12 protein-coding genes are annotated in these 16,166 nt (G+C 58.2%); 8 read left to right on the forward strand and 4 right to left on the reverse strand.

The features are described from left to right. Positions 1-30 precede the first annotated feature (30 nt). Together HQ912_RS18190 and HQ912_RS18195 are read left to right on the forward strand one after the other, a co-directional pair. Positions 31-3,423 (forward strand): ATP-binding protein, encoded by a 3,393-nt coding sequence (locus HQ912_RS18190; RefSeq protein WP_107322868.1) that lies wholly within the window; start codon positions 31-33, stop codon positions 3,421-3,423. Then, positions 3,398-4,090 (forward strand): response regulator, encoded by a 693-nt coding sequence (locus HQ912_RS18195; protein ID WP_047229344.1) that lies wholly within the window; start codon positions 3,398-3,400, stop codon positions 4,088-4,090. Before HQ912_RS18190 ends, HQ912_RS18195 begins: the two co-directional genes overlap by 26 nt. A gap of 145 nt (positions 4,091-4,235) precedes the next feature. On the opposite strand, the gene HQ912_RS18200 is transcribed toward HQ912_RS18195, so the two are convergent. The 4 genes from HQ912_RS18200 to HQ912_RS18215 all read right to left on the reverse strand — a co-directional run bounded on the left by HQ912_RS18200 (position 4,236) and on the right by HQ912_RS18215 (position 10,141). Further along, complete coding sequence (locus HQ912_RS18200) at positions 4,236-5,858, reverse strand: acyl-CoA synthetase (protein WP_173407119.1); 1,623 nt, start codon at positions 5,856-5,858, stop codon at positions 4,236-4,238. 123 nt (positions 5,859-5,981) lie between these two features. Next, the gene (gene gcvPB / locus HQ912_RS18205; RefSeq protein WP_076385518.1) at positions 5,982-7,538 is read right to left on the reverse strand and encodes an aminomethyl-transferring glycine dehydrogenase subunit GcvPB; all 1,557 of its coding nucleotides are present in this window, start codon (positions 7,536-7,538) and stop codon (positions 5,982-5,984) included. Further along, entirely contained in the window at positions 7,535-8,938 is a 1,404-nt protein-coding gene (gene gcvPA / locus HQ912_RS18210) for an aminomethyl-transferring glycine dehydrogenase subunit GcvPA (protein WP_047229341.1), read from the reverse strand. The genes gcvPB and gcvPA overlap by 4 nt, the downstream gene beginning before the upstream one ends. Before the next feature lie 36 nt (positions 8,939-8,974). Continuing rightward, a complete protein-coding gene (locus HQ912_RS18215) occupies positions 8,975-10,141 on the reverse strand; it encodes an ATP-NAD kinase family protein (protein ID WP_047229340.1) in 1,167 nt (388 codons plus the stop codon). A 161-nt stretch (positions 10,142-10,302) separates the two neighbouring features. Here HQ912_RS18215 and HQ912_RS18220 point away from each other — a divergent pair, with 161 nt between their 5' ends. The 6 genes from HQ912_RS18220 (at position 10,303) to HQ912_RS18245 (ending at position 15,797) form a co-directional block, all read left to right on the forward strand. After that, positions 10,303-10,908, forward strand: coding sequence for a TetR/AcrR family transcriptional regulator (locus tag HQ912_RS18220; RefSeq protein ID WP_160892965.1), 606 nt, complete (start codon positions 10,303-10,305; stop codon positions 10,906-10,908). 198 nt (positions 10,909-11,106) lie between these two features. Beyond that, the gene (locus HQ912_RS18225; RefSeq protein WP_047229338.1) at positions 11,107-11,346 is read left to right on the forward strand and encodes a hypothetical protein; all 240 of its coding nucleotides are present in this window, start codon (positions 11,107-11,109) and stop codon (positions 11,344-11,346) included. Positions 11,347-11,764: 418 nt separating this feature from the next. After that, a complete protein-coding gene (locus HQ912_RS18230) occupies positions 11,765-12,871 on the forward strand; it encodes a hypothetical protein (protein ID WP_047229337.1) in 1,107 nt (368 codons plus the stop codon). A gap of 91 nt (positions 12,872-12,962) precedes the next feature. Continuing rightward, positions 12,963-14,654, forward strand: a complete 1,692-nt coding sequence (locus tag HQ912_RS18235; RefSeq protein ID WP_218575704.1) for an esterase/lipase family protein — start codon at positions 12,963-12,965, stop codon at positions 14,652-14,654. Positions 14,655-14,879: 225 nt separating this feature from the next. After that, a complete protein-coding gene (locus HQ912_RS18240) occupies positions 14,880-15,215 on the forward strand; it encodes a hypothetical protein (protein ID WP_047229335.1) in 336 nt (111 codons plus the stop codon). Positions 15,216-15,260: 45 nt separating this feature from the next. Then, positions 15,261-15,797, forward strand: a complete 537-nt coding sequence (locus HQ912_RS18245) for a hypothetical protein (protein ID WP_173407120.1) — start codon at positions 15,261-15,263, stop codon at positions 15,795-15,797. The last annotated feature ends 369 nt before the right edge of the window (positions 15,798-16,166 follow it).

Here is a 16,166-nt window from a genome sequence, read left to right on the forward strand (position 1 = left end):
CGGAGCGCCTTGACCCAGGAGTCTTTCGCCGTGCTTCCACCTGGCACCCAGCGCATCGCCAAGATCCGTCGCGACTACAACAGTTGGGTCGCCGACGAAACCATGGAAGACTACGCCCTGCGTTACACACCAAAGTCCTTCCGCAAGTGGTCGGAGCTGCGCATTGCCAACACCGCCCTGGGCGCGGTGTCGTTCCTGGCCCTGGAGGCGATTGGCGGGGTATTGGCCCTGAGCTACGGCTTCACCAACACCTTCTGGGCGATCCTCGCCGTGAGCCTGATCATCTTCCTCACCGGCCTGCCCGTCAGCTACTACGCCGCCCGCTACGGCGTCGATATGGACCTGCTGACCCGCGGTGCCGGCTTCGGCTACATCGGCTCGACCATCACCTCGCTGATCTACGCCAGCTTCACCTTTCTGTTCTTCGCCCTGGAAGCAGCGATCATGGCCCTGGCCTTGGAGCTGTACTTCCATATCCCATTGGCCTTTGCCTATGTGATCTGCTCTGTGCTGGTGATCCCCCTGGTGGCCTATGGGGTGACCCTGATCAGCCGCCTGCAACTCTGGACCCAGCCACTGTGGCTGGTGCTGCTGGTGCTGCCCTATCTGTTTGTGCTGCTGAAAAACCCCGAGGCCTTCAGCGACTGGACCAGTTTCCGGGGCCGTGATGCCAGCGGCGACTTCAATCTGCTGGCGTTTTGCGCAGCCTGTACCGTGGCCCTATCCCTGGTGACGCAGATCGGCGAACAGGTCGACTACCTGCGCTTCCTGCCGGAAAAAACTGCGGCCAACCGCAAGCGCTGGTGGGCCGCCCTGCTCTGCGCCGGCCCCGGCTGGATCCTGCCCGGCGCCCTGAAAATGTTCGCTGGCGCCTTCCTGGCGTTTCTCGCTCTGCAACACGAGATCCCCATCGAGCGCGCTACGGAACCTACCCAGATGTACCTGGTGGCCTTCGGTTATGTGTTCGCCTCGCCGGAATGGGCCCTGGCGGCCATGGTGCTGTTCGTCTTCGTCTCGCAGATGAAGATCAACCTGACCAACGCCTACGCCGGCTCCCTGGCTTGGTCGAACTTTTTCGCCCGGGTCACCCACAGTCACCCCGGCCGCGTAGTTTGGCTGGTGTTCAATGTGGCCATTGCCCTGATGCTGATGGAGTTGGGGGTATTCGACGTCATCGACCAGGTGCTCGGTCTCTACGCCAACATCGCCATCGCCTGGATCGGCTCGGTGGTCGCCGACCTGGTGATCAACAAACCCTTGGGGTTGTCACCGAAGTACATCGAGTTCAAGCGCGCTCACCTCTACGACATCAACCCGGTGGGCGTCGGCTCCATGCTGATCGCCTCGCTGCTGTCGGTCCTCGCCCACTTCGGTCTATTTGGTGCACTGGCCCAGGCCGCTCCGCCCTTCGTCGCCCTCGGCACCTCGCTGGTCATGACCCCGCTGCTGGCCTGGGCCACCCGTAGCCGCTATTACATCGCCCGCACCAGCGATCCGTTACTGCTGCAACCGGTAGCTGCGAGCACGCAGATCACCTGCGGCCTGTGCAGCAACCCATTCGAAACCGCCGACATGGCTTTCTGTCCGGCCTACAGCACGCCCATCTGCTCGCTTTGCTGTTCGCTGGACGCGCGTTGCGGCGATCGCTGCAAACCCCACGGGCGTCTGTCGGCGCAATTCGAAGCGCTGTTGCATTGGTTGTTGCCCAATGCCACGGTGCCACGCCTGCACACCCGGCTAGTCCATTACCTGGGCCTGCTGCTCGCGCTGATCCTGATGCTCAGCGGCGCTCTGGCGCTGATCTATGGCCAGGCCTCCCAGGGGCTGCCCCACTCGCCGCAAGCCCAGGCGACGCTGTACCAGGCATTTTTCCAGGCCTTCCTGACGCTCTCGGTACTGGCGGCCATCCTCGCCTGGTGGGTGGTTCTGACGCGGGAAAGCCGCCGCGTGGCCCAGGAAGAATCGGACCGCCAGACCCTGCTGTTGATGCAGGAAATCGAAGCCCACCGCTTGACCGACCAGGCCCTGCAAGATGCCAAGGAGGCTTCCGAGGCGGCCAACGCGGCCAAGAGTCGCTACGTCACCGGACTGTCTCACGAACTGCGTACGCCGTTGAACAGCATCCTCGGTTTTACCCAGATCCTGCAGCGCGATGCGGCCATGCCGGAGCAGCATCAGGATGCCCTGGCGACCATCCTGCGCAGCGGCTCGCACCTGCTGTCGCTGATCGACGGCCTGCTCGATGTGGCCAAGATCGAGGCCGGCAAATTGCGCCTGGAATCGACGGAAATCCCCTTCCCGGAACTGATCCACGATCTGGAGCTGATGTTCACCCCACAAGCCCGGGACAAAGGGTTGCGCTTTCGCCTGGAGCTGATCGGCAAGATACCGGCGGTAGTGCGGGGCGACGAAAAGCGCGTCCGGCAGATCCTCATTAACTTGTTGGGCAATGCGGTCAACTTCACCGACAGCGGCGAGGTCTGCCTGCGGGTCAGTTACATGCGCGAGACGGCAACCTTCGACATCATCGACACGGGTATCGGCATCGACCCCGAGCACATCGAGCGAATCTTCCAGCCTTTCGAGCGCGGTGATCTGATGCGCCAGGACAAGGGCGTTGGCCTGGGCCTGACCATTACCCGCATGCTCACCTCGCTGATGGGCGGCGAGTTGCAGGTCAAGAGTCAGCAGGACAAGGGCACCTGTTTCCAGGTGCGCCTGTTTCTCTCGCAAGTACGGGTGCCGCAAGCGGTAATCCATGTCGAACACGACATCATCGGCTACCAGGGGCCGCGGCGTCTGGTGCTGGTAGTGGACGACCATGTGGACCATCGCAAGGTCCTCAGCGGCATGCTTACGCCCCTGGGCTTTGAAGTGATCCAGGCCAGCAACGGCCAGGAAGCGATTCGCCAGGTCGCCCTGCGGGGGCCGGACCTGATCCTCATGGACCTGTCGATGCCGACGATGGATGGCTGGGAAACCAGCCGACTGATCCGCCGCAATGCGTTGTCCACAGCACCGATCATCGTGATATCGGCCAATGCCTTTAACGACGAGCGCGAGCGCAGCCTGGCCAGTGCCTGCAACGACTACCTTGCCAAGCCGGTACACACCCCGGAGCTGCTCGAACGGATCCAGCAGCAACTCGACCTGCACTGGCTGCGCCGCGAAAAACCAGCCCCTGCGACATTCCCCGTACCGGGGGTATTGCCCTCACAGCCTGACCTCATCGCCCTCGGCGAACTCAGCGCCATTGGCTACGTACGCGGTCTGCACGAAAAACTTGACGCCATCCAGGCCGAGACGCCAGCCACCGCCCCTTTCATCAGTTCCCTACGCAAGCTGCTGAAAAACTTTCGCCTGGACGAAATCAACCGCGCCCTCAAGGAGGCAGAAGATGAATGTATTGACCACAGTCGCTGAACCCGGTGTCGTGCTGATTGTGGACGACACCCCGGACAACCTCGCCATGCTCTCCGACGCCCTCAACGATGCCGGCTACATGGTCCTGGTGGCCCTCGACGGGCTCAGCGCCCTGAACCGCATCGAACGCCGGCGTCCGGACCTGATCCTGCTGGATGCGATGATGCCGGGCCTGGACGGTTTCGAGACCTGCCGGCGGATCAAGGAGCAACCGGCCAACGCCGATATTCCGGTGCTGTTCATGACCGCGCTGACGGAAAGCAGGCATGTGGTCCAGGGCTTTGAAGTCGGTGGCAGCGACTACGTGACCAAGCCGATCCAGACCGACGAAGTGCTGGCCCGGGTCGCCGCACACCTGCGCACCTCGCGCATCCTGCTGTCGGCCCGAGCGGCGTCACAGCCAGCCGCGCCGAGCCTGGACGACGAGCCGGCGCAGAGGGTGCTGTCGGCACGCTTTCAGCTCACCGGTCGGGAAGTCGAGGTTCTGCGCTGGGTGGCCTGCGGCAAGACCAACCGCGACATCGGCACCATTCTTGATCTGAGCCCACGCACCGTGAACAAACATCTGGAGCATGTGTATGTGAAGTTAGGTGTAGAAACGCGCACAGCAGCGACCTCCGTGGCCTTGTCGGCCATGACCGATTCTCGCAACAGTGTTTCAAGGTAAGCCGCGATAACCAGACGTATTGTTGGATGAGCACTAGCTGGTGGATGAAGCAGGAACGTTGGAAACGGCTCTCGCCAAATTACGTTTGTATCGCGGCAATGTCTTTGATGATGTGCCGACGGCTTATCGGTCAAGCGGGTTCCTTTCAGAGTGCCTTGGCCCAGCCGCGCAGTACGTACTTCTGGATTTTGCCCGTCGAAGTTTTCGGCAACTCGCTGAACACGACGGTTTTCGGGAGTTTGAACCCTGCCAGATGCTCACGACAGAAGCGAATGATCTCGGCTTCCCGAGTGTCCTGGCAGTCAGCTTTGAGAGTGATGAAGGCACACGGAGTTTCACCCCATTTTTCGTCCGGACGGGCGACCACCGCAGCTTCCAGTACCGCCGGGTGACGATACAAAACGTCCTCAACCTCGATGGTGGAAATGTTCTCTCCTCCCGAGATGATTATGTCCTTGAGCCGATCCTTGATTTCGACATAGCCGTCCGGGTGACGAACCGCCAAGTCGCCGGTGTGAAACCAGCCGCCCCTGAACGCCTCACGGGTGGCATCGGGGTTCTTCAGATAGCCTTTCATCACTGTGTTGCCGCGCATGAAAATTTCGCCAACGCTGATCCCATCGCAAGGCACCGGCTCCATGGTCTGCGGATCGGCAACCATCAGGCCCTCCAGGGTCGGGTAGCGCACGCCTTGGCGTGACTTGATCTTCGCCCGTTCGTCGAGCGGGCGCTCATCCCATTGCGCGTGCCAGGCACAAACAGTCACAGGACCGTAAACCTCGGTCAATCCATAGACGTGGGTGATCTTGATGCCCATCTCCTCGACCGCACCGATGACCTTGGCCGGCGGCGCGGCGCCCGCCACCATGGCGTTGACCGGGTGATCGAAAACGACCTTGGCCGAGTCTGGCAGGTTGACCAGCGCGTTGAGCACAATGGGCGCACCGCACAGGTGGCTGACCTGATGCTGGTTGATCAGGGTGAGAATTTTTTCCGGGTCCACGCGGCACAAAAACACATGAGTACCGGCCAATGCGGTGACGGTCCACGGGAAGCACCAGCCATTGCAATGGAACATCGGCAGAGTCCAGAGGTACACCGGATGGTTGCCCATCGCCCAGGTCATCTGATTGCCCAGTGAATTGAGATAGGCACCACGGTGGTGGTAAATCACGCCTTTCGGGTTGCCGGTGGTGCCGGACGTGTAGTTGAGGGCGATGGCTTGCCACTCGTCCTCAGGCCATTGCCAGGCGAATTGCGGGTCGCCTTCAGCGAGGAAGGCTTCATAGTCCAGATTGCTGAGCGCTTGGCCTTCGCCATACTCCGGGTCGTCCACATCGACCACCAGGGGAGGATTGGACAGCAGGCTCAAGGCTTCACAGATCACCCCGTGGAATTCACGGTCGGTGATCAACACCCTGGCTTCACCGTGTTCCAGCATGAAGGCAATGGCTGGCGCATCCAGCCGTACATTGAGGGTGTTGAGGACTGCACCAATCATTGGCACAGCGAAGTGCGCTTCGAGCATGGCCGGGATGTTGGGCAGCATCACCGCGACCGTATCGCCCTTGCCGATACCCCGCCCGTTGAGCGCGCCGGCCAGGCGTCGGCAGCGCTCATAAGTCTGTTGCCAGTTGCGCCGTACCGCGCCGTGGATCACCGCCGGATACTCACCGTAGACCGAGGCCGTGCGCTCAATGAAGCTCAGTGGCGAGAGCGCGACATGGTTGACTGGCGAGGGCGCAAGGCCCGTTTCGAAAATCGACATAAGATATTCCTGTGAGGAAGTTCCCAGCCGCGTAGCACGGCTGGATACTTCCAATGGCTGATTGTTGGCTCTGCTCAGGTGTACATCACGCCCCTGGGACGCTGCATCAGTGCAACCGCTGGTTCAAACCGTGCGCTTATCGTTTTTGCGCACGTACGAGCGCCATGTCATGGCCCACTGCTGCGGGTCTTCCAACTGCGCGCTCTTGAGCCGGTGGATCGCCTGGTTATGCGGCGAGGTTTTGACAATCTCGGGATTAGAGTAGGCCTCGTCAGAGATCCGCGCGAGCACCTGGATCCAGGTGTCCAGCGCTTCCTTGCCATACATTTCGCCCGGCTCTGGGGTGAACGGCTCAGGTATCAGCCAAGGGTGGTGGCTGCTCCACATCGGATCAATACCGAAATCGCTCATGCGGTTCTGCACGTCGTGGACATCGACCCCGGTGTCCTCCTTGAGTTGCTCAAGGCTGTAGCGGGTCATCTCCATTCGCGCACTTGTGGCCTCGGGATGGGAACGGGTGACACCGCGAATGGCCAGCAGGCCTTTTTCCATGTAGTTGTTGGCCAGCACGGAAATATCCGAAGCCTCAGACATGCCCGCTGCACCCATGGCGCGGGACCAGGCGTAGGCCTTGAGAATCACTGGGACATTGCCCCAGAACTCGCGAATCTTGCCGCAGCTCTGTGGACGGTCGTGATCGAGGCGGTAGCGCTCACCGTCAAAGGCGACCACTGGCGCGGGCAAGAACGGCGCAAGTTCCGCCGAGCAGCCATACGCTCCAACAGCGGGCCCGCCGACACCACTCTTGGGCGCGCCGAAGGTCTTGTGCAGCATAAACATGCAGGCATCAAAACCGAGTTCGCGTGCACGGATTTTGGTCATCACGCCATTGAAGTTGGCGTGATCGTAGAAGCACAGGCCGCCGGCCTCGTGCACCACGCGCACCCATTCGCGGATCTCGGGATTGTAGACGCCCATGTCGTCGGGGTTGTTCACCATCAATGCGGCGGTGCGGTTGGACACGGCAGCCTTGAGCGACTCGAGCGACGGATAGCCATTCTCCTCAATCATCAGGGTGATGACTTTGAACCCCGCCGCAGCGGCCGTCGCGGCACTGCTGGGGTGTGTCTGGATGGTGGTGATGATCTCATCACGCTGGGCCAGTTCACCACGGGACGCATGGTAGGCGCGGGTCACGGCGCAACTAGTATAGGCCGCGTCGGCACCACCGCCCGCCTGGAAGATGAACTGATCCATCCCGGACAATTCACGCAAGATCGTGTCCATGCCGTGTACCACTTCCAGCGCACCTTGCAGGGTGTCTTCGTCCTGATACGGATGTACGTGGGTGATTTCCGGGCGCCAGGCCATGGCCTCGTTGATCTGCGCGTTGTACTTCATGGTGCAGGTGCCGAACAGGCTGATGTTCATCATGCCCAGGGTCTGCTGCGACAAACGCAGGTAGTGGTACAGCACCTCGGGCTCGGACATTTGCGGCAACGCCGGTTTGCGCGAGCGGCGCATAGTCGCGGGAATCAAATCAGCGGCGCTGCCGACAGCTGTTTGAACGTCGGCTTCGACATCGGAAAAAATCACTCCGCGACGGCCGGGATAGCCCATTTCCAAAATGACAGGTTCGCTCCAGACGGGGGCGTGGTATTCCCTGAGTGTGGTGCTCATTGTGCGATTACCTTCTTGAGTGCAGCGGTCAGACGCTCAAGGTCTGCCTGGGTGTGAATCTCGGTGACGCAATACAGGGCACTGGCGCCCAGCTCCGGGAAGTCCTGCGTCAGGTCTTTGCCTCCGAAGATCCCGAGTACGAGCAACTGCTTGTTGATGTCTTTCACACTGAGCCCGGTGGCGTCGAAATTGACCACGAACTCTTTGAAAAAACCGGACGCAAATGTCACGCCTACCCCTGGAATTTCAGCCAACAGCTTCGCGGCGTAGTGAGCCCGTTGCAGAATGACCTTGCCGACGTCTTCAAAACCTTGCGGCCCCATCATGGCCATGTACACGGCGTTGGCGATGGCCCACATGTACACCGAGTGGCCGGTCCAGTCGTTACCCTTGTCACGCAAGCCATAGGACGATTGCTCGAACAGGCTCAGGCCAAAACCGTATTCGCCGGGCTTGATGGTCTCACCGATACTGATGAACAACGTCGGGTACTGGTGGGCGTAGAGTTCTTCATCGCGGGTTGCAATGAAGCCACTGACACCGCCGCCACAATTCATGTGCACACCGAGCGGCTGAGTGGTACCGACCACGATGTCCGCGCCGAAATCGATGGGCGCGGCCAGCACGCCCAGGGAGATAGGGTCGACACCGACGATCACTTCGGCACCCGCCGCGTGGGCAATCGCCGCAATCTCGGCGCCTTGCTGTTCAATCACCCCGAAGTAGGACGGGGTTTCGAAATACACGGCAGCGGTTTGTGCACCGATTGAGGCGCGTAGGTGATCGAGGTCGAGCAAACCGGTGTTCGGGTCATAGTCGACGAGGCGCACGACGATGTGGCTCGGCATGTCGACCGGTTCGCAGTAGTTGCGAATAATCGACAGCCGCTCCGGGTCGATGGCGCGGACCACCGCCACTTCGTGACGCCCGGTGATGCGTGTGGCCATACGGATGGCGTGGCCGGCGGCGCAACCCCAACTGCGCACAGGCAAGCCGACCAGGTCCATATTCAGTAGCTCGCCGAGCTGGCTGCAGAATTCGAACCAGGCCTGGTTGCGCCCGTGATCGGAACTCGGTTCGCCGAACACCGACGTCAGCCATTCGTTGCGCCGTACCACCTCGTCGCAGGCCGCCGGGACGTGATGCTGCCAACAGCCGGCGCCGAGGAAGTTGAGGTTCTGCTCGCAGGTCTTGTTCTTCGACAGCGTACTGACCAGGTGTCGGCGCAGCTCACTCTCGTTCAGTGCCGGCGGCAGGTTGATCGGCCGCTGCAGGCGATGTTCCTCGGGGATTTGCTGGAACAGTGCCTCGATGCTGTCAACACCAATCGAGTCCAGCATCTCCTGCTTGAGGGCGGGGACGGAGTTCGCCATGTAGGGGTGGGCGACATGATTGCTCATGGGGTTATCCTCGGTTTTTTCGGATGGAACAGATGGTCAGGATCGAACCCTGAAAAAGACGGACCGGTCAGGTCCTGTGTGCACGCGTATATGGCCGCTGAGCGCGGCGTCGACTTGGGCGTCGCCGGTGTCGACGCGCAAGCAACCGGCGTCGAGGGAGAGCAGCTTGTCCATCGAGGCGATCACGATGAGGTGCTCGCGTCCTACCCGGCGGATGACCTCGGCGCTGATCTGCTGATTGCCACGGCCGAACAAGCTGCCATGCCCGCCAAGAACGCCGACGATGATGCGGGTCTCATAGCCCTCCATCAGCCGGATCAACTGGTGTTCGTTGAGGTCAGAGCCCACCAGCGCGCCGTTCAGTACGGCATCGACACCCAGCAGCGTCGATGGCAGGCCGAGTTCGGTCATCACGCGCCGCGTGGTGGTGCCGGGCCCCAACAGGTACAGGCAGCCTGGCTGCATCTCTCGAACGACCTGCCGACAGGCGGCGTCCAGCGCCAAGCTGTCACTGGCGACAGAGCTGGACTTGGCGTTTTGTACGAGGTGACGTTCATAAGGGCTGCGTGCGTAGCCATAGAGTTGCGCCGACACTTGGTCACTTCGCGTGGCGGCTTCATCGATGTCCATCACCTCGGCCTCGCGAAAGCGCACTGAAGGCTCGCCAGCAATAAAGCGTGCGGCGAGGCTTCCGGCGTTTTCGGGATTGGTACCGAAGACGGCGGAATACATTTTCACGCCCGTTGGGATACCGAGGATCGGCACCCGGTCGCTGACCATTCCCAGCACATCCCGCGCCGTGCCATCACCGCCGGCGAAAAGCAGTAGATCAACGTTGGCGTAAGCCATGACAATCGCCGCGCTTCGCGTGTCATCAGCTTCGCTCGATTCGGATATTGAGCGGTAGACGACGATAGGATCGAGACCGGCGGCGCGTGCAACGTCTTCGCCCAACGCACCAGAGCCGGTGAGCAAGCGAAAAGGCATGGACGAGGCAGCCAGGCGTTTGAGCGCAAGCACGGCGCGCTCGCTGGAGACCGGCCGCGCACCACGGCGTCGCGCCTCTAGCAGGACATCGGGGCCATCGGTGCCCTTCAAACCCACCGGGCCGCCCATGCCCGCCACAGGATTGACGATCAGCCCGAGGGTTTTGCCCTGGCCGACGCTGGTGACTGAACTCTCGGGATCGCGCTGCTCACACATTGCTCGGTATCCTGTGCTGAAGAGCGGCGTCACCGGCACTGAAGAAACAGATCTCCATGCCGATTGCATACGCCGCGTATGTGAGCAACAATACGACATACACAGCGTATGTCAACTGACATACGCCATGCATGTTGAATTTTTGATGAGGAAAACGATCGATGGCGCAGAAGCGTGCGGACATGATTTCGGAGACCCGCGGCAAGCTGATCAAGGCAGCACGGGAAGCCTTCGCGACGAAAGGCTATGCGGACAGTTCGATGGACGATCTGACCGCGCAAGCGGGGCTCACCAGGGGCGCGCTATACCATCACTTCGGTGACAAGAAAGGGTTGCTGCAGGCAGTCATCACCCAGATCGACGAAGAAATGATGGCGCGCCTGTCCGTCATCATCGATGAGGCGGCCACGATCTGGGACGGCTTCATTGATGAATCCATCGCGTACATCAAGATGTCCCTGGAACCTGAAATCCAACGCATCGTGTTCCTCGACGGGCCATCGGTGCTGGGCGATCCTTCGCAATGGCCCAGCCAGAACGCCTGTATCCGCAGCACCCAACGCAGCATCCAACGGCTGATCGATGAGGGGACGATTCGCAAGGTCAACACCGAAGCGACGGCGCGCCTGATCATGGGCGCCCTGCTCGGCGCGTCCTTGTGGATCGCCAACGCCGATGATCCGCACACAGCGTCCGAGCAAGTGGTGGAGAGTTTTGTCGCATTGGCGTCGGGATTGTTGCTGGTGTCTGAGGCTGAAAATCGGTAGCGGTCAGGGGTTGCAGGATGAGAGGCAACCGCAAGGCCGTCATGGAACGTTCTGCCAAGTGAGTCAGCTCGGTGCCGCCAGCGTGCTGCTCTTTCCGCTGTACCGTCAAGAGGCTGTGGTCTTAGAGGGGGAAAACCGAAGCAAACAAAAAAGGCACCTGCTATAGCTATATTTCCAGGAAAACGAAGAGAGTAAGTTATGAACACTAATTTTGGTGTGAACGCATGGGGAATCAGCACGGTTGTACTTGCGATTGCGGCGCTCTTAGTTGTTATATTGGACGGTGCCTTTCTAGGGCTTGACGGAAAGTTTGTGGAGGGAACACCTAGGTGGATCTCGTCGCTCCAGCAGTGCGGAAATATAGTGGCGGGGATCTTAGGATTCAGTGGATTGGCGTGGTCGAATTTCTACAAGGCTTTTACCGGTGCTAAAAACTAGTCGGATCAAGGTCTGAATAGACCAGGCAACGAAAAAAAGCCCGGCGCTAGACCGGGCTCTGTTCACTGTTACGTCAGCAAGTCCTCTTCTCTGGTCTGCCACATGACCTAATGCAAAAAGTTGACGCCAATAATAAATCGACACTTACACTGAACAAACCTTCCACCACTTGAGCTTGCTTATTTGTTTAGGTAGCTATGCAATTTAATAGCGCTTATTGGTTTCTGAAATTTTTTCTATAAAAAACTTGCGCTCAGAAAAAACCGAGCTAATTTCTACATCACTCTTCTAGCACTCCTTTGGCTGTCGGCATTCTTAGGTAACGAGTCTGCATCTCGTAAACAGATGAGCGCGTGTGTAACTGATTTCGGTCCACTTGTACCAATTGGTTCTCACCTGACTTCAGGAGATGCACATAATGTCCAACTGTTTTCATTACCTCGCGTCAGTGGCTTTTGGGACTATCCTGGCAGGCTGTTCGCAGAACCTTCAACACAACGAAGGTGCAGTTCAGATCGCTCACTCCACTGACGGCATCCACGTCGTAAGCGTATTCCTCCTTCCCTCGCAAAAAGCCCCCGCGCCGATCACAAAAGGCGAAGCGATCTCAGTGAAACTCACTGCTGCCTATATCTGCGATTTCCGCGAGCGCCTTACCCCTCGAGACTGGTTCTCCAGCAGCAATACCGGGGCCGTGCCATGCAACGGAGGCGACGGGAATGCCAGTGGCTTGGGGTCGGCGCAGAACACCAGAGGTGAAATAGCCATTCTGGCGAACGTCGCAGAGCGCACCACGACCACGGGGCTCACCTTTAACCCCGCCGATATCCAACGCAACGGCCGCGTTGTTTATTACAACGAAGACGTTCGCGAAAGCGGACAGTTGATCAATGCCCTGAATATCCCCCTCTATGGCCCCAAAACCTACGAGGGCGGCACGTTCTTCATGGATGTAGCAATCATGGAGCTGGACAATGACGAAAACGAACAAGGTCGCCATTTGCTTCAGGAACTTGCAAAAGTCGGCAGCGCCGCCTATGCGCCTGGTACCCCCGTACTTAACTTGCTCAATACTTTGGGCGGCGCACTGTTAGGGGCTAATGGCGACGACGTTGAGCTTCGCTATCAAATGGAGTTCGACCCCACCTACACCGGCAAGACCCTCGCCTCGTCCCAGACTGTACTAGCGCCACGAACCAGCCGCGCGCCCCTACAGGAAGGCTATTACGCAATCATCAGGATGGAGCGCCGAGACGAACTTCCCGACTTTGCGTCTATGAGAATCACCGAGGGCAGCCATAGCCCCTATATCAGCGATCCCACCGGTACCTTATTCAAAGGCGGCTCTTGGCTGCTGATCAGAGTCGCCCGAGAAGACCATATCCAAGCGGCGCCTCAAGACTTCGCCACCAAATTGACCGACGTCCTCAATCCATCGGGCAAGACCGAAGCCACCCGCAGTGCGGAGTTAGAGGCCATCGTAAAGGCTGTCGAGGGTGTCCATACAGCGCCCGACAAAAAGTAGGAACTGGTAGCGACTTCGTCGTCAATGTCGAAATTACGCCGTTGCTGAGTGCACCTGTTGCCGTCGGACGTGAACAAAAATGGAGCCCATCGTGAACAAACATCACCCTTACCACCCGATCATATACGTGCGCGGGTTTGCTGCCACTAACGATGAAATAGAAGAAACCGTCGCCGATCCCTACATGGGTTTTAACATCGGCTCATCCAAGTCACGTCAGCTGTGGAACGGCAAGGTTCAGAAATTTTTCTTTGAGTCGCCCATGGTTCGCCTCAAAGATGAGATCGTCTGGCTCAACCAAGGCACACAACAAAGTGATCGCCGCTACGATGATATTTACGTCAACGGCCAGGACCTCACCGATCCCGACCCGGAGAATCCGACACAACCATTGCTGCGCGGTATCGCACTGCCCTATCAATCGATCATTATCTTCCGTTACTACGACGAAGCTTCCGAGACTTTCGGGAGCGGCAACACTCCACCCATTCAGCATTTTGCCCAAGGCCTGAGCGATCTGATTCTCAGGGTACGCGCGCTCGTATGTCGCAAAGGTGATGATCCCATTACCGGCAAACCGTTAGATAATGGCGTTTCCGAAAAAGACTTTCGCTGCTATCTGGTCGCTCACTCCATGGGCGGCCTGGTTGCCCGAGCGTTTCTGCAAAATCCGAAGTTAGGGAGCCCCGAGGCTCGCCAGGCCGTCGATAAACTCTTCACCTATGCCACCCCTCACAACGGCATCGATCTGCGAATCGTACGCAACGTTCCGGCATGGGCCACTTTTGGAGACGCCAACAACTTCAATCGCCAGCGTATGGCTGACTACTTTGCCATTCCTCCGTCACAGTTAATCCCCTCCAGTGACCCAGACGTTTGTGTACTCACCAACTTCCCCGCCGAACGGGTGTTCAACCTCGTGGGCACCAACCCCAGCGACTACACCGTTATGAAGGGTATGAGTGCATGGGCCGTGGGCGATGCAAGTGATGGTTTGGTCAGAATCGACAACGCCACTACTTTCTCGCACAACGGCAACCAGGTTATTCGTTCACCTGCTGCCTTTGCCCATCGTAGTCATTCGGGACACTACGGCGTCGTCAACTCCGAGGAGGGATACCAGAACCTGACACGTTTCCTGTTCGGGAGTCTGCGCATTGACGGGATACTGGATATCCACAGCCTGACTTTACCCGCTGACATTCAAGTTGAAAAAGACAAGGGCAAACAGATCCGGGGTTCTTATCAATTCGAAATCGTCGCCAGCGTACGAGGAAGCCAATGGCAAATACATCGTCGGGTCGTACGCGAAAACTCAGCAATCCATCGGATGTACGACGAACTCTTTCCACTTGTCAACGGCGCAGCCACTCCGGACAGGAGCGCCAGCCCTCAACTGTTCTCAGTGTTCCTTGATGAAACCAAAAGTGTCAGTCAAGCCAAGTCTGTCGCGTTCGCGTTCGATCTGGCAGTGTTGGTACCTGACTATATGGTTGAGAACACGTTCTGGCCAAACCAGCATTACGAAGGCAGCTACATCTACAGAGAGCTGATCCTGGTGGAAGCCATTCCTGATGCCGCGGAGCCCATTGGGTACAAAATATTACATGGCTACCAAAGCAAGACACCTAACTTGGCAACGACTCCGTGCGTAACGCAGGACCTACCAGGTGGAGCGGGAGTGAGTTTCGATATCCCGGTAAAGACCGAAGACGGCATCCGGCCTGGCATTTCGGCGACCTTGCGTATAGAGGTTCGTCTGTGGAACCGGGTCACTGTATAGAGGCCGCCTCATAGAGCGGGCAGTAACTTCATGTGCGGCCACCCGGCCTCATTTTTCCGCGCCCCGAATTTTAGATCAGCACGCTGGACATTCGCTAGTGCCCAATAAATAGCGCAAACGAAAAGAGTGCCGATTTCCCCCGTGCTGCTTCTGGAGCAGCTTGGGGCAGATCATAAAACTGCACATTGTTCAATGATAGATAGATCGCCACGATGGAGTGTCACGATGAGCCTGCACAGAACCACCGTCCTACTAGCCGTGCTGCTTGCGTCCTTCGAGACGTACTCTGCAGAAATTACTGGTTTGGCAGTTTCGCCTACCGCCGACGTTAATAGCCCAATTGGCGTAGGCCCCAAAAAACCCCGCCGCTGCTGTATCACTTGGAAGCCAAGTCCAGATGAGAACCCTGAAGAGTACCGTTTGCGTTTAGAGGAACAGCGCAAGGGCGTCGAAATATTACGGCGCTCGGATGAACTGAAGCCTGGGAACGGGCAACCGTCCTATCAAGATTTAATCGAAGGGTATAAAGGCGGTATTGAATCGTACAAAGGAATGCAATAAGCGCAGCCCGTCGCGACACTCAACTGTCATTAATTGGAAAACTGCATGGAAAGTCTTAATCCACTGCTGCACTCCCTCACCTATATGGCAGGTCCGTCGCTTGCCGCCATAATATTGAATATCGCCATGTGCTTGGCGATATTAAAGCTATCCCGGCATAAGCTTGAGCCGGGACACACACCACTCATAATAGCGTTGTGCTTTCTCGGAACGATTTTGGGCGTGATCGCAGGCGGCAGTGCAACTCCGCTTGGACAGTCATTAGTCACAGGGATCCTAGGCATCGTTGCCACCCTCCTCACTTACTTGCTTAGTAAAGAGTCAGCAGCCGATTGGCGCAACCTGATGTCTTTTGCGATGATAGCGCTATTGGTCGCGGCGTTCGCCGGCCTAATGATCGGCGGCAACTATAAAGCAGTACGGCAAAGTAACGAAGAGTCTATGGCGCAATGGCAAAAATACTACGAAGTCGTCATGCTACCCATTTGCACCAAGGAGCTGGAGCTACTCCTTAATCACAAAGCACTTCCCGAAAACTATATCAGTCAGTGTGATCAAGCGAAGTCAATCATTGAACAATAACCCCCCAATAATTAAATAAAAAATCGTCATACCTAACCATCCAATCACACTAATGGGAGGGGTACACCGATAGCTACCCTGTGCCATCTTGTCAGACATCCATTCATGGTCGCTCACGCATCAGCTGCGACGAGACAAAAACGGGGGAAAAATTTCAATTTCTTCTGCCTGCTGGAACCGTGCTAAAGCCCAGTCGAAATGTTTTCGGAGAGAACGATCTTCACTGTACTTACAGGCTTCAGGTTTAGCACGCTTTGCGGCGAGACTCAGCATCAACCGCCACCACCAGCACCAAGCACGGCATCAATTACTACCTTCGCCCGAAGGTTGCCTCGCGAACTGTTCAATCGGCAACCTTTTAGCAAGCAT

This window comes from Pseudomonas sp. MPDS, from assembly GCF_013283895.1.
Taxonomy (GTDB): domain Bacteria; phylum Pseudomonadota; class Gammaproteobacteria; order Pseudomonadales; family Pseudomonadaceae; genus Aquipseudomonas; species Aquipseudomonas rhizophila.